This is a genomic window from Methanofastidiosum sp., assembly GCA_035362715.1.
In the GTDB taxonomy this organism is placed as follows: Archaea; Methanobacteriota_B; Thermococci; order Methanofastidiosales; family Methanofastidiosaceae; genus Methanofastidiosum.
The window spans coordinates 24937-39429 of record DAOSDU010000008.1; the positions used below are offsets into that span (position 1 = coordinate 24937).

Here is a 14493-nt window from a genome sequence, read left to right on the forward strand (position 1 = left end):
GAAATTGATATTTTTCATAGATTTGCTTTAAAGAGGTAAGCAGAGAGGTATACCTCAATTAATGCAGCAATTAGTAATAGTGGAATTATTATTGCAAATAATTTTAATCCTTTCTTGATATTAACTCTTAGAGACTCTGATCTAGATTTACCCGGAGGCGGAAAAATAATTTCTTTTCCGAGTCTAAATCCTTGGGATGCTGCTATAATGATAGCGGGAATTTCAATTATGCCGTGCGGTAGTATGCCCATTAAGAAAACTAAAGAATTTCCTCCTTCAGCGATAAATTTCCCATAAAGCAGCCCTACTATGGTTCCGTTCCCCCAGAGTGACATGAAAGGAAAGAATCCGACAAAAACTCCAAGTATCATTATCAAAAATGATGTTCTTGTGTTAATAAAGAATATTGTAAAGAATAATTCGAGTGAAGTCATTTCCTTTAAGGGCCCAAACATGTCCTGGAATTCCTTTAGGAAGGAATCAATTATCTCCGGGTTGTTGTTCAATAATACTTTAAATATATAGAATCCTGAGATAGATCCCAGTAGAAATAATCCTAGCGATATTAACATTAGATTTTTATTTTCTTTGATTGTTGCGAATACTTCATTTTTGTAAAAGGAAGTTAATCTTTCTTTTCTGCTTTCCATGATAAAATCCTCTTTGTTATAATCATTAGCAGCAATGCCCCTAATAGAAGTCCAAGACCAAGTATGATTTTAAATATATTGTATTTTTCTATAGCTCTTTCAGAATATTTCTGTGATTCTGTTGCCATTGAAAATGCATCAGAATAGTTTCCTCTGTTGAAAAGTCTTTTTGCTTCAGTTAATAGTTCATCGGCTTTTTGAACATCATTTTCATAGAATAATGTCTCTTTCGCTTTCTTTAATTTACTATCGGCTGTATCAATTTCTATTTTTGTCCTTTGCATATCTCCCTGGCCAAACTTCTCAAGTACTTCAATAGACTTATCAATAAGCTCAATTCTCTTAGTAAGGTTGATTTCTTTTTCAGCCTGGGTTAAGTAATAAACACCTTCATTAAATAGCGCCTCGTCGGCAACTGCAATTCCCTTACTTCTTGCCTCGCTTTCTAAATTCTTTGCTTTCTGAATCTTTTCATTGAATTCAGCATCAATAAAATCCATTTGAGATTCGAGAAGAGTTATTGCCTGGGATATTGTAGTATATGCCTCTCTATAAAGCCCGAATGAGTAGTAACCTTGCGCTTGCTGAATTAAGGAAGTAATTCTATTTGTTTCAGTGGGTTTAATCTCAGAAAAACCGTTCTTTTTCATAGAGTCAAAATATGACAAAAACGAATTTGTTTCTTGATCATAATTTTTTTTGTATTGAATCCTCTGATCTATTGCATTGGCGTCTCCAATTGCAAAGTCAAATAGATTCATGACAAAAAGAGCATTGTCTTCCTGAACTACATATGTATCTTCAAATAGGGATTTGTCTCCAACTATTATTACCATTCCTTTCCCATATTTTATAAATCCAGAAATGGGTGGCCTTTGACCCTTCCCATAAGTTTGAAATTCATCATAGTTTTTAGAATAAGAAGTAATATTGCTTTTTAGTTCGCCGTCAAATTCTCCTTTAAGACTTGAGCCACTAACAAAAATAATTTTGGAAACACCTTTTGACGGAAGATAATTATCATCTCCTTGTACCAAAACATTGGTATTGTAACTTGCAAAGTTTGTATCATCATATACCCTATCGACATTGACCTCTATATTCAAAGAAGAAAGAAGACGATTAATCTGTGTTATTGAACTTGCCTCTGTAAAATCTTCTGCAATTATCAATAGAGTGCCGCCTGAGTTAACAAAATCAAGAAGTCTTGGAATCTCTTCAGAAGATATCCCTTTGTCTGGAGTTATTATTGTAATGAGTTTATACTGAGAAATACTTTGGGGGATCATTTGGGATTTAGTAATGTTATAATTAATCTTAATTGAATCTTCAATTTTTCCAAGACTTTGCCCATAAAATAAAATATCCTCATTATCGGCAAAAACTAGAGGGGAAAATATCGAAAGAAGCATAATTACAAATATGGAGAGCCCTAAAATCTTTTTCATAAATCTTAATTCGGCAGAAAGTATTTAAATTTTTTGAGCTTATTTGACTTATGAGAATGTTATCCCTATTTTCTGGTGGAAAGGACTCTCTTTTTGCCACATATCTTGCAATGAGAGAAGGCCACGAAGTTGTTTGTCTTCTCTCCTTGGAGTCAGAAAGAGATGATTCATACATGTTTCACGTCCCCAATATTTCTTTGACATCATTTCAGGCAAAAGCTATGGGAATTCCTTTGATACAAAAAAATGTCAAAGGTGAAAAAGAAAAGGAAGTTGAAGAATTGCACCATATTATTGGCGAATTTGTTAAAAATAAAGAAATCGACGGGATAATAACAGGTGCTATTGAGTCAAACTACCAGAGGGAAAGGATTCAAAAGATTGCTGACTATTATGGGATATTTCACTATGCCCCTCTATGGAAGACAGATACTAACAAATATATGGAAACATTAATCAATAATGGCTTTAAGGCTGTTATCGTTTCAGTTTCAGCACTTGGCCTTGATGAATCTTTTCTTGGAAGAATAATTGATGAAGAGGTTCTGGAAAAATTAAAACTCTTGAACAAAAAATATGGAGTGCATATTGCTGGAGAAGGCGGAGAATATGAAACTTTTGTCACAGATTCACCTATATTCAAAAAGAAATTAATAATAGAAAAATCAAGTAAAATAGTAGAAAATCTAAATGGAATCTTAGTAATAGAATCTGTTATTCTCGAAGACAAATTATAGAACGATTCTTGTTCCGCAGCTTTCAGCGTCAATTAATGCTTGAAGGATTACATGTTTTGACTTTCCATTTATTACGTGGACTTCTCCCACCCCTTCTTTTAATGCCGAAATAGATGAGAGAACTTTAGGAATCATTCCCCCTGATATCTTTCCTTTTTCAATCATGGAGTTTGCATCTGATTCAGTTAAAAGAGGAATCCTTGTAGAAGGATCATTTGGATCAAGGTATATTCCATCCACATCTGTGATCAACAATAGCTTTTCAGCTCCCATTGCTGCTGCAATTGAGTATGCAAATTCATCGGCGTTCACATTATATGCTCCGTTTTCACCCTCTCCTATTGGAGAAACAACGGGTATGTAACCTTCATCGATTAAGGTCCACAAAAGCCAGGTATTAACGCAGTTTACTTCACCGACAAATCCTAGATCCACTCCATCAACAGATTTTTTAGTTGCATTGACTATGCTGCCATCCCTTCCTGAAATCCCAACTGCATATTCGCCTTCGTTGTTTATTAGAGTAACAAGTTCTCTGTTTACTGCACCGTGAAGAACCATTTCTACAACTTTCATTGCATCTTTTTCAGTTATCCTAAGCCCCTTGTAAAATTCAGATTTTATGCCAAGCTTATCAAGCATTAAGGTTATTTCAGGGCCTCCACCATGAACTATAACTGGTGATGCTCCAAGTGACTTAATCAAAGATATGTCTTTGGCAAAGGCCATTTTTAGTTCTTCGTCCTTCATTGCATGGCCGCCATATTTTATGACAACTAACTTATCCTTCAATTCTTTTATCTCATCCAAATTATTGTAAAGCTCATCAAACATTTTGAACACCTCATGGGTATAGTGGAACTACCTTGAGCCCTTCTTTTTCGTCGAACCCCATCATAAGATTCATATTCTGTACAGCCTGCCCCGATGCTCCCTTGACAAGATTATCGATTGCAGAGACCGCTATTACCCTGCCTGTCCTCTTATCCGATTTTATTCCTACGTCGCAGTAATTGGAACCAGAAACTGCTTTAGTCTGAGGAAACTTTCCTTCGTCCAAGACTCTGACAAATGGACAGTCTTTATAGAATTCACGGTAAAGATTAATGACATCCTTTGTTTCCATAAAATTATTGAAAGTCATGTATATTGTTGTGAGTATGCCTCTATTAATCGGGACAAGATGTGGTGTAAAAGATAGATTAACCTTATTTGTGAAAAGTTTTTCCATTTCCTGTTGAATTTCAGGGGAGTGCCTGTGAGCAGCAATGCCATATGCTGAAAAATTTTCATTTGCATCAGGAAAATGTGTGTTGGCAGTCAATTTTTTCCCGGCGCCTGAGACTCCTGATTTTGAGTCAACAATTACATCAGTCTTTACAAGTTTATTTTTCAAAAGAGGTGCTGAGCCAAGGATTGCACTCGTTGGGTAACACCCTGGGTTTGCAATAAGTTTGGCCTTTTTTATTTTCTCTTTATACAACTCAGGTAAACCAAAAACAGCCTTTTTATTGAGCTCTGGATCTGTGTGTTTTATTTTGTACCACTCTTCATAGACGGCTAGATCATCAAATCTAAAATCACCGCTTAGATCTATCAGATTAACATTCTCATTAATTGAATAGATTTTTGAGATAATCTCGTTTGATGCCCCATGTGGCAAAGCTGCAAAAATAATATCAGATTCATCTATTATATTGTTCATTTCTAGGCTAACAAAGCTCTGTTCAACTAATCCAGTGAGATTTGGATGGACATCAGAAACTTTTTTCCCTGCATAGCTTTCCGACGTCAGGGCCCCTATTTCGACTTTATTATGATTTAAAAGAAGCCTCAACAATTCCCCACCGGTATATCCTGTAGCACCTATTATACTTGCTATCATGATTAAAACTAGATGCAATTTGTTTTTAAGGTTATACCGAAATTATTAAATATAATTTTTACTAATTAACATGTATGGTAAAAGTTGCTTCTGGTGTTTCAAAGATAAAATTATCAGGTATTGAAGAAATGAATGAACTTGCTAAAAAAGTAGAAGGCCTCATAAATATGGGTCAGGGAAAACCGGTCTTTAAGACACCTTTGCCTGTTATAAATGCCGCAAAGAAGGCGCTTGATGAGGGCCACACAAAATACACTCTTTCACGTGGAATTGAAGAGTTAAGGGTGGCTTTAGCAAACAAGATGAGAGAGTATAACAAAATCGATGCCACACCTGAAGAGATGCTTGTGACAGTGGGAGTAAGTGAGGGCATATCTATATCGCTTCTAAGCTATGCAGAAAGAGGGGACAAAGTTATCATTCCAACTCCTTCACATCCTTTTTTTAGGATAATGGCAGAGTTTGTAGGGGCAGATGTTGTAGAAGTTCCTTGTAAAAAAGGTGATTTCTCACTCGACATGGAAGCGATAGAAGATTCTATCGATGATAAAACAAAAGCTTTGTTGATTAATGTACCAAACAATCCGACAGGTAAAATCTATGATGGAAGACAGCTAAAGAGACTCCAAAATATGGCCGTAAATCAGGATTTTCTTGTAATATCGGATGAGATATATGACTACATCGTTTTTGAAAAGAAGCATGAAAGCATTGCAAAGTACGGAAAGGAAAATATAATCACTTTATCAGGATTTTCAAAGGCATATTCAATGACAGGTTGGAGGATAGGCTATATGCATTCCACAGAAGATATTATCAATAATATTCTACCGATACACAATAGTCTAGTTGTAAGTGCTCCTGATTTTATACAGGTCGCAGCGTTAAAAGCTGTAAATGACGAAACTTCAATGAATTTTGTAAAGGCCACGACTGAAGAATATAGAAAGAGGAGAGACTTTGTTGTTAAGAGGCTAAATGAGATTGGGCTTCCTTGTAATCTTCCTGAAGGTGCTTACTACGCATTTTCTGATGTTTCGTCTTATAGAATGGATTCATTAGGATTTGCTAAGTTTTTATTGAAAGTGGCAAAGGTATTATGTGTACCTGGAATATCTTTTGGAAAGGACTGGAATAGCTACGTGAGATTTTCATTTGCGGATGTTCCACAGAGCGACCTTTCTGAAGCCATGGATAGGATTGAAAAAGTAATCAAGAGGATGTGATAATTTGGAATTTAAACATTTCCTTGACAAAAAGAATGTCATTGCCATTGTTGGGGCGTCAGACAACAGGGACAAATATGGGAATATAATCTACAGGGATTTAAGGGCTTCTGGGTACAAAGTCATCCCAGTAAATCCAAAGGCCGATACGGTAGAGGGCGATAAATGTTATCACTCGCTTTCTGAAATTCCTGTCAAAGTCGATGTTGTTGACACTGTAGTTCCCCCGCATATTACAGAACAGATAGTCAAGGAATGCAAAGAAATTGGGATAACTAAAGTCTGGATGCAACCTGGCTCTGAATCTGAAGAAGCTATAATATTCTGTAAGGATAACGGGATAGAAGTTGTCTATGATAACTGTATTATGGCACAAAGGAGGCTTTTAGAGGCTGAACAAAAAAATAATTAAAAATGCTTTTAAATCAAATCTTATATTTATTTTTATGAAAAAATGTGCTTTTGCATTAGTACTATTATTACTATCTATAAATTTTGTTTCTGCCGAAAAAACAATATTGATTGATAAATATCACGATACAGACAACTGGTGGGGCGATCCAGAAGGGACGGGAAGAACCCTATCTCAAGAACTTAGCTCCTTAGGATTTAAGAATAAAATTAATACTGCACCTTTTACAGACGAGGTTCTTAGAGGGGTAGATATAGTTCTTTTGTGGAATCCAAACAATCCTTTGGAAGAAAATGAAATAACTGCACTAACAAAATTCGTTGAAAGCGGAGGAAGCCTACTTGTTCTTGGTTCTCATGATATGGATATGATTGAACCGACAAGAGAATCCGTTAATAAGCTGCTTGAACCTTTTGGGATCAGATTAATGAAAAACGGAACAGATGATCCTACAAACAGGCAAGGGTGCAGTTGCACGCCAATAATCCACAATCTTGCGGAGCATCCTATAAATGAGGGTATAACATCAATTATCTTATACAAGCCGGCTTCACTTGAGTTAAAAGGTAATGCCACAGCAATAGCAAGAGGCGACAATGATACATTCGCTCTTGGAAGCGAACCACTTGGGGGAGAAAATATCATTGTAGTCGCAATTTCAGAAAAGGGAAATGGTAAGGTAGCAGTCATAGGAAGCTCATTTATCTTTGATAACGGCAAAATAGGGGACTTGAATAACAAGCAATTTGCAAAAAATCTCTTCACTTGGCTTGGCAATACTTCTAAACAATCTATTCCTTCTTGGTCATTGTATTTGTCCGTAGTTCTAGCAGTGTTTCTGGGTTATACCGTATATCTTAAAAAGAAAAATGGCAAAGAAAAGATTTGATTTAATGGATCCTAAAGATAATTATCTGGGTGTATCCTATACATTTCTTGCTGTTGTTTTATGGAGTTTTATAGGTATACCTGTTAGGTGGATACCAGAAGTGAATTCTGGGATGATAGTTGCATATAGATTCCTCTTTGCATCAATTGTCTTATTGACTTATGGCATCCTAACCAAAAAATCATCAAAGATTAAAATAAAATTAAAGGATATACCTCACCTTTTAGTTCCTGCAATCCTACTGTCATTCACGATCTATACATATACAATTGGACTTAAAACTACCACAATCGCAAATACAGTCTTTTTGCAGCAGATGGCGCCCCTCTATGTTCTTATCGTATCGGCATTATTACTAAAAGAAAAAGCTTCAAAAAAGACAGCACTTGCAGTTTTGATCGGTATAGCTGGTGGATTTATAATATTTTATTATGACCTTTCTTCTATTAATACCACTACAAACTTTTATGGAAACGTAATGTCAACATTTTCTGGATTTGGATGGGCGCTTTATACAATAAGCATAAGGGCATTGGGTAAAAAATACGATGGCCTCACAACTACCCTCTGGATGTTCATCTTTGCGACTATTATTATGTCCCCATTTTTCTATGGCTCGGAGGTACTTACTCCTTTCTCACTTTCTATGTTATTCATATTAGGATTTTTATGCACTGCAGGTGCATTTCTTTTGTATAGCATTGCATTAAAACATATTATAGCAACTAAAGCTTCTGTCATAGTATTGTCAGAAGGTGTATTGGCCGGTATTCTTGCATACATTATACTCAGAGAAACTGTTACCCAAGGCACAATAATTGGGGGGGCCTTGATTTTAATTGCAATATGGATAATTTTAAGGGAAAAAGAATAAATTTATTTTTTTAGAAAATTGATTGCTCGTTTATATCCTTCATTATTTTTTAGAGGCATTGTTGCATCTATTCCCATCTTTGCTGAAGTGCCATCCCCTTTAACAGATGGATCAAGGCTTGATCCTGCGGCGTTATTTACAACTAATAGATCCTTATCTGCTTGGAATCTTGTAGCTATTGCCCATTCAACATCTGTATCAGAATAGATATCAATATCCTCATCAACTATAACAACTCTTTTCATTGAAGGATGAGATGCAAGTGCGGCCATTATAGCATTCTTCCCATCGCCTTCTTTCTGCTTTTTGATTGATACGACGCCATGAAGCCAGCAGTCTCCGCCTTCGGTCAATCTGACACCATAAACCTTTGGTACAACTTTTGATACGCCCTCAAAGATTATAGGTTCCCTGGGCATACCCATCAAAAGAAAATGTTCATAGCCGCCTGGCATAAGCGCGTGGAAAAATGCATTTTTTCCTTGGTATACTTTCTCTATCTTAACAATTGGCTGTTTTCTAACAAAGTCATAAGTGCCTGTTATATCAACAAATGGTCCTTCATCCCCTTCCTCTAAAGTTATCTTCCCACAAAAAACAAACTGAGATGATGTCGGCACATCTATCCCGTTAGGAAATCTATAAGCAGTGAGCTCACTGCCTAATCCCATCTTCTTCAAGGTATTTGCAATTTCAAGTTCATTGATACCATATGATATTGACATCGCAGCAGGCAATAGCACATAAGGGGGTAATCCTATTACCATAACAATTTCTAAATCCTTACCTTTGGCCTTTGCTTCGTTATACATGGCAAAAAGATGCCTTGGGACAATTCTTATTGTGAATGTATCCTTCCCTGTAACCATCATTCTGTGAAAAGACATGTTTCTGTTGCCCTTTTCATCCTTTACAAAAACAACACCAGATGTCACATAAGGGCCGCCGTCTTGGGGATAATGATACTGAATTGGAATTTTTCTAAGGTCAAAATTCTTAATCTCGTTATCGAGAAATGTGGCTTTATCGACTATTTTGTAAGGTGTTGGTTTATCCATGGATTCTTTCAATGAAAAAAGTAAGTTTGATTTGTCCAATTTAAGGTATTTTGCTACACGGTCTCTTGTAGACCAGATATTACAAAAAACATCATACCCTCTATCTTTGAATTGCAATATTTTAGTTGGATTCTCATGAACTATCTTTGCCATCTCATATTTTTCTAGCTCCCTATCAATTTTGATAATATCCTTTTCATGAGCGATAAATTCTCTAATATCCATAAAAACACCTAGAATAACAGAGCGAAAAAAGGATAAAAGCCTTTCTCATGGAGTAATCCAATCAAATAATGTTTTTTGTTTGTGTTTGAATCCTAAGATTTTGCTCTTTTCTCTATATTTCTCAAAAGAAAGGGATAAAATCTCTGAAGCTTTCTTTAGCGCCTCTTCCTCTGTGTCGAAAGAATCTGGCTTTTTTTGTAAAGCGTTCCTAGTTATCTCTCTGACACGCCACACACCAACTGGAGTATGATACGTTGGGTGTACCTCCATGAACACCAAAGCGCCTGCCTGCCTCCCCTTTTCAAAAAGGTGCTCAGTCACAGAGAATCTTGCTGCATAATATGCGCCAGCAGTAAGAGATGCATACTCTTTTCTTCCGTCAAATAATTCATGATCAGATATTACATTTGGCGAAAGCGAACTCTCTAAAAATAATGAACCTGGAAGCCAGCACTCTAGAAATTCATAGCACCACATTGAAGGAAATAGAAAAACAACAAATCTGTTGCCAACGTCTTCATCATAGTAAACTTCAAATTTATTTATTTCTGGAGAGGATTTAACCTTCTTTAGATGAAACTTAGAAAGGGAATCATCAGTTGCTGTGATACTCCACCTTGTCGGAACAAGTTTTCTGTTTTTCTGCTCTCCTAGAAGCCCGGCGGATAGGAGTTTTGAAATGTGTGATACAGGTATATCTTTATCATAAAGTAGATATATCCCTTTTGATGCCTTGATATCGTCTGAATTAATTTTATCGATTACCCTTGGAACCTTTGGATTTTCAGCGATCTTAAAGCTCTCAACAAAACCAGAAGGACCCGTGGGGGGAGAAAACTGGGAAAATTCTAGGGCAAAGTGAGGTACCTTTTTTAATACTAATTCAACGTCAATAGGCTTCCTTGACATGACTATTTCCTGACTTTTTTCTAGATACCCTTTAGGATTTTTAGCATCGGTGACCTTTAGAAATTCTTTTGACCTTACAAGAAGAGATCTAAATTTTATAATTTCATCAAGCGCTTTGCCATGCCAGCCTTCCGGTAGGTCAAATATTTCAGTGTCTTCGTGCACTGGTGGGACTAACGGCCCGACCAAAACCTTGGGATAGTTCCAGTCTCCGACAAAAAATGCTGAAGGGGATGCCCCAAATATGTCCTTATTGATTAAAGGCGCTATCGATTCCCTAATCCTCTTCTTCTCAAGTATTGGACATATCCCCCTACCACAGAGCTTTTTATGGCCCCTGCATACAGTGCATAGAGTAGTTTTTGGGGTATGCATGAACAAGATAAAGAAGTCTGTTATTTATTTTTAATGGAAATAATTGAAGATTTTTTAAGGCCAATATCAAAAAATTAGGGAGAACAAAGTTTTATATACATAGCAACAAAATGACTAAAAAAGAAGGGATTTTATGTCGGATGTCGTACTACCTTTTTCTGATATCAAGAAGGGTGACTTTAATTCAGTTGGAAACAAAGCATTGAATCTATCTTTATTAAAGGCTGAAGGATTTCAAGTTCCATATGGATTTGTTATTACTACCGAGGCGTATGAAAAGTTTATTGTTGATAATAATTTCAAAGAGAAAATATCTGAGCTTCTCAAAGCGACAAAGTTTGATAATAAAAAAAGTGTAGTTTTTTCTTCGAAAAATATTCAAGGGCTTATTTTGTCTGGCGAGATTGACAAATCAACAATAAAGGAAATAGAAAAAATACTCTCAAAAAATAAGAAAATTGAATTATGGGCAGTACGCTCATCTGCACTGGCAGAGGATCTTGCTGAAGCATCTTTTGCAGGCCAACAAGACTCTTTTCTAAATATAAAAACAAAAGATGTTATAGAACATATCAAGCTCTGTTGGGCGTCCTACTGGAATGAGAGGGCAATTAATTACAGGCAGAACTCTAATATTAATCACCTTGAAGGCGGCATGGCAGTAGTTGTGCAAAGTATGGTTAATGCAAATGCTGCGGGCGTCATGTTCACAGCAGACCCGATAACGGGAGATAAGGAAAAAATAGTCATTGAGTCAAGCTGGGGTCTTGGGGAATCCATAGTGTCTGGTATTGTAAGCCCAGACAGATACACTTTAGAAAAAAAATCAAAAGAAATTATTGAAAGAAAGATAAGCAATAAGACAAAGGGCATATACTTTTCTGATAAGGGAAGCATATCTTCAGAAATTGAAACTTCAAAAAAACTAATTCCTTCACTCACAGACGAAGAGATAATATATCTCTCAAATCTAGGGGAAAAAATAGAATCTTATTTTAAAGCGCCACAGGATATTGAGTGGGCAGTATCGGATGAAGAAATATTCATTTTGCAGTCAAGAGGTATTACCACAATTGAAAAGGATCAGACCCTCTGGACTAGAGGTTATTCTGATGAATACTGGGCTGATGTGACCTCACCTCTATTCTTTTCTCTGCTTGGGGAAAATCTATCCAACTATGTATTCAAGGAAGGGGCCAAAATTATGGGTTACAAGGAGCTAAGGGACAAAGATCTTTTAAGACTACATAAAGGCCATGTCTACTTTAATGCACAAGCGCTTGAGGACGTTTTTACATATAATCCCAAGATTGGAAGGACTAAAGAGCTCTTGAACTACTTCCCTAAAAATGATCAGGAAAGAATTGCTAATGCAGATGCTAAGTTATTCAAGAGAATTCTTGCCGAGATCAGGGTTGCAATTTTAGACCCCGATGGAAAGATATCTACAACTGATGGCGCTTATCTCAAATGGGCAAGCGACTATTTAGCTTACATAAAAGAGTTTGATAAGATAGATTTACAGAACTTAACTGATGATGATCTTCATGAAGAGTTTGTAAAACTAAGGGCGAAGTTCCTAAAGCACAACAGACTGATAAGATACGGCATGGTGACTCACAGCATTGGTTCAAATTTGATTCTTAAAAGGTGGCTAACAGATTGGTTGGGCGATAAATCAGGATTGTTATATTCAAAGTTGATCACAGGGCTTCCTGACAACAAAACTATTGTGACAAATATCGCAATAACAAAGCTTGCTAAAGAAGCCAAGAAGGATAAAAGAGTAAGAGATCTGCTTAATAAATTACCTTCTTCAGGATTTTTAGATCGGCTTGATAATGATGAAGAATTAAATGAATTTTCATATAAGTTCAACGAGTTTATGAATGACTACGGCCATCGCTCCCACACTAGAGAGATCTATTACCCACGGTGGGTTGATGACCCCTCACTTGTGACTGAAGTTCTGAAAAGTCTTATGGATTCAGCTGAAGTAGATTTAGAAGAAGTTGAAAAGAGGAAAAGAGAAGAAAGAAAAAAAGCTGAAGTAGAGATTATTGATGCAGTTTCAAAGACAAAAAATGGATTTATAAAAAAGCCGGTATTTGCCAAAGTATTAAACTATGCCCAGAGATATCTGATATTCAGGGAAAATCAAAGATTCTATCTTGACCATGAGCTAACAAGAGAAAGGAGACTTTTCATGGAATACGGAAGGAGATTTTTAGAGCGAGGCCTTATTGATTCGCAGATGGATATATTTTTCTTGTCTAAGGAGGAGATATTTGATATCTCAAAAGGAGACCTTATAATAGATAAAGATACAATAATAAAGAGAAAGGAAGAGTTTGAAAAATACAAGAGTATTTTACCGCCGAAATTCTTGAAGGGCAATGTAGAGTTCGATGATAGCATTGAAAGGCAGGATAACCTAGTCAAGGTGACAGGAACTTCTTCTAGTCCAGGTATAGCATCTGGAATAATCAGAATTGTTGAATCCATAAGAGAGCTTCCCAAAGTCAAAGATGATGAGATTTTAGTTACTTCCAATACAGATCCAGGGTGGACCCCAGTATTTTCTAAAATAGGTGGGCTTATTACTGAAACTGGCGGAATACTTTCCCATGGTGCAGTTGTATCAAGGGAATATGGCATCCCGGCTGTCACAGCAGTCAGCAATGCAACTAAAATATTCAAAAACGGTCAAAAGGTAAGGATCGATGGAAACGAGGGAGTTATTTACCTTGTGGAGGAGTCTTAATGGATACCGATATAGTTCATACAAAAGGCGACCATGTTGAATGGAATGAGAGCTTTTACTTTAGTTTCTATGACAAGATAAATGACATATGTGCTTTTATGAGGATTGGCCTTAAACCCAACAAACCCTTGAAAAATATGTTCTGTTTCTTTATGCTTCCAGACGGCTCTTACATAGGGCTCAAAGAAGATGATATTTACGAAAATGATAATCTTTCAGCTAAAAACTTGACATTTCATAAGGTCCAATCTGAAAAGAAATGGAATCTTACCTTTGATGGTAAATTATTAAACTTTTCAAATAAAAAGCCTGTTGATGTTTCATTTAACTTTGATTTTGAATCAATGAACAAAATATTTGATTACAGGGAGTGCGTAAGTGGCTTTAAAGAAAAGATATCACAATCAGTTGCATCTGAACACTTGGAACAGTTTGGAAAAGCGACTGGGGAGTTTAAAGTCGAAGGAAATAATTATACCATTTCTGGTTTAGGGGAGCGAGATCATTCCTGGGGGACCAGGGACTGGAACGCGCCCAAGATGTGGATATGGTTGACATGCCAGTTCTCTGAAGAGGCTGCGCTAAATGTCACAAAACTCACAGTAGCAGAAGGTGAGGTAGATGCAGGCTTCGTCCATATTGGTGGTGAAAATCTACCCATAGTTAAAGCTACTATAAACACAGAGTATAATCAAGATGGAAGCCCCAATTCATTTAGAATGGAGCTGTTGGACAAAAAGGGTGGCTTACATAAAATCGATGCAAAGATAATTAAGAATGTAAAACTGCCTTTTACAAGCGGAGATGGAAAGAAACAATCAATAATGCATGAAACGCTAACTGAATACAAAATGGATGGAAAGACAGGGTATGGGATTGCAGAGTATCTGATAAGAGACTTTTGACATGATTATTATCAAATTATTTACTAGTGAAAAACATCTAATGTTGAAATAAAATAAAAATATAATTTAAAATTATTTTTCTTAATTGTAAATAATCAATAACAGTAAATTTTAAGTATAAATGAAAAAGTTACAA

General features: G+C 36.2%; 13 protein-coding genes. 7 read left to right on the forward strand and 6 right to left on the reverse strand.

Translation table 11 applies throughout. The features are described from left to right. Nucleotides 1-14: 14 nt before the first annotated feature. On the reverse strand, nucleotides 15-650 hold the full coding sequence (locus PLI06_06370; protein HOI77217.1) for a stage II sporulation protein M: 636 nt from the start codon (nucleotides 648-650) through the stop codon (nucleotides 15-17). Continuing rightward, the gene (locus tag PLI06_06375) at nucleotides 626-2098 is read right to left on the reverse strand and encodes a DUF4350 domain-containing protein (protein ID HOI77218.1); all 1473 of its coding nucleotides are present in this window, start codon (nucleotides 2096-2098) and stop codon (nucleotides 626-628) included. The genes PLI06_06370 and PLI06_06375 overlap by 25 nt, the downstream gene beginning before the upstream one ends. Before the next feature lie 50 nt (nucleotides 2099-2148). On the opposite strand from PLI06_06375, the gene PLI06_06380 reads away from it, so the two are divergent. Continuing rightward, nucleotides 2149-2835, forward strand: a complete 687-nt coding sequence (locus tag PLI06_06380; protein HOI77219.1) for a diphthine--ammonia ligase — start codon at nucleotides 2149-2151, stop codon at nucleotides 2833-2835. Here the strand turns inward: PLI06_06380 and argB are convergent. Then, nucleotides 2830-3669 (reverse strand): acetylglutamate kinase, encoded by an 840-nt coding sequence (gene argB / locus PLI06_06385; GenBank protein HOI77220.1) that lies wholly within the window; start codon nucleotides 3667-3669, stop codon nucleotides 2830-2832. The two genes, PLI06_06380 and argB, sit on opposite strands and share 6 nt — an antisense overlap. Before the next feature lie 10 nt (nucleotides 3670-3679). Then, nucleotides 3680-4723 (reverse strand): N-acetyl-gamma-glutamyl-phosphate reductase, encoded by a 1044-nt coding sequence (gene argC, locus PLI06_06390; GenBank protein ID HOI77221.1) that lies wholly within the window; start codon nucleotides 4721-4723, stop codon nucleotides 3680-3682. Nucleotides 4724-4794: 71 nt separating this feature from the next. On the opposite strand from argC, the gene PLI06_06395 reads away from it, so the two are divergent. The 4 genes from PLI06_06395 to PLI06_06410 are packed head-to-tail and all read left to right on the forward strand — an operon-like array spanning nucleotide 4795 to nucleotide 8121. Next, entirely contained in the window at nucleotides 4795-5946 is a 1152-nt protein-coding gene (locus tag PLI06_06395) for an aminotransferase class I/II-fold pyridoxal phosphate-dependent enzyme (protein HOI77222.1), read from the forward strand. Between the two features lie 4 nt (nucleotides 5947-5950). Then, complete coding sequence (locus tag PLI06_06400) at nucleotides 5951-6358, forward strand: CoA-binding protein (GenBank protein ID HOI77223.1); 408 nt, start codon at nucleotides 5951-5953, stop codon at nucleotides 6356-6358. 34 nt (nucleotides 6359-6392) lie between these two features. Beyond that, nucleotides 6393-7247, forward strand: coding sequence for a hypothetical protein (locus PLI06_06405; protein ID HOI77224.1), 855 nt, complete (start codon nucleotides 6393-6395; stop codon nucleotides 7245-7247). Further along, nucleotides 7228-8121: a DMT family transporter gene (locus PLI06_06410; GenBank protein ID HOI77225.1), complete on the forward strand. Its 894-nt coding sequence runs from the start codon at nucleotides 7228-7230 to the stop codon at nucleotides 8119-8121. The genes PLI06_06405 and PLI06_06410 overlap by 20 nt, the downstream gene beginning before the upstream one ends. 2 nt (nucleotides 8122-8123) lie before the next feature. Here PLI06_06410 and PLI06_06415 read toward each other — a convergent pair whose 3' ends face one another. Together PLI06_06415 and PLI06_06420 are read right to left on the reverse strand one after the other, a co-directional pair. Then, nucleotides 8124-9404: a UbiD family decarboxylase gene (locus PLI06_06415; GenBank protein HOI77226.1), complete on the reverse strand. Its 1281-nt coding sequence runs from the start codon at nucleotides 9402-9404 to the stop codon at nucleotides 8124-8126. Nucleotides 9405-9449: 45 nt separating this feature from the next. After that, the gene (locus PLI06_06420) at nucleotides 9450-10688 is read right to left on the reverse strand and encodes an Nre family DNA repair protein (GenBank protein ID HOI77227.1); all 1239 of its coding nucleotides are present in this window, start codon (nucleotides 10686-10688) and stop codon (nucleotides 9450-9452) included. Nucleotides 10689-10821: 133 nt separating this feature from the next. Here PLI06_06420 and PLI06_06425 point away from each other — a divergent pair, with 133 nt between their 5' ends. After that, on the forward strand, nucleotides 10822-13452 hold the full coding sequence (locus PLI06_06425) for a PEP/pyruvate-binding domain-containing protein (GenBank protein HOI77228.1): 2631 nt from the start codon (nucleotides 10822-10824) through the stop codon (nucleotides 13450-13452). Further along, nucleotides 13452-14357, forward strand: a complete 906-nt coding sequence (locus PLI06_06430) for a hypothetical protein (GenBank protein ID HOI77229.1) — start codon at nucleotides 13452-13454, stop codon at nucleotides 14355-14357. The genes PLI06_06425 and PLI06_06430 overlap by 1 nt, the downstream gene beginning before the upstream one ends. Nucleotides 14358-14493: the final 136 nt, after the last annotated feature.

Bases quoted from the DNA above. Each gene is read 5' to 3' on its own strand.
- PLI06_06425 (HOI77228.1), top strand. From the start codon at position 10,822: ATGTCGGATGTCGTACTACCTTTTTCTGATATCAAGAAGGGTGACTTT.
- PLI06_06375 (HOI77218.1), bottom strand. From the start codon at position 2,098: ATGAAAAAGATTTTAGGGCTCTCCATATTTGTAATTATGCTTCTTTCG.
- PLI06_06410 (HOI77225.1), top strand. From the start codon at position 7,228: ATGGCAAAGAAAAGATTTGATTTAATGGATCCTAAAGATAATTATCTG.
- PLI06_06380 (HOI77219.1), top strand. From the start codon at position 2,149: ATGAGAATGTTATCCCTATTTTCTGGTGGAAAGGACTCTCTTTTTGCC.
- argB (HOI77220.1), bottom strand. From the start codon at position 3,669: ATGTTTGATGAGCTTTACAATAATTTGGATGAGATAAAAGAATTGAAG.
- PLI06_06405 (HOI77224.1), top strand. From the start codon at position 6,393: ATGAAAAAATGTGCTTTTGCATTAGTACTATTATTACTATCTATAAAT.
- PLI06_06420 (HOI77227.1), bottom strand. From the start codon at position 10,688: ATGCATACCCCAAAAACTACTCTATGCACTGTATGCAGGGGCCATAAA.
- PLI06_06370 (HOI77217.1), bottom strand. From the start codon at position 650: ATGGAAAGCAGAAAAGAAAGATTAACTTCCTTTTACAAAAATGAAGTA.
- PLI06_06415 (HOI77226.1), bottom strand. From the start codon at position 9,404: ATGGATATTAGAGAATTTATCGCTCATGAAAAGGATATTATCAAAATT.
- PLI06_06395 (HOI77222.1), top strand. From the start codon at position 4,795: ATGGTAAAAGTTGCTTCTGGTGTTTCAAAGATAAAATTATCAGGTATT.
- PLI06_06430 (HOI77229.1), top strand. From the start codon at position 13,452: ATGGATACCGATATAGTTCATACAAAAGGCGACCATGTTGAATGGAAT.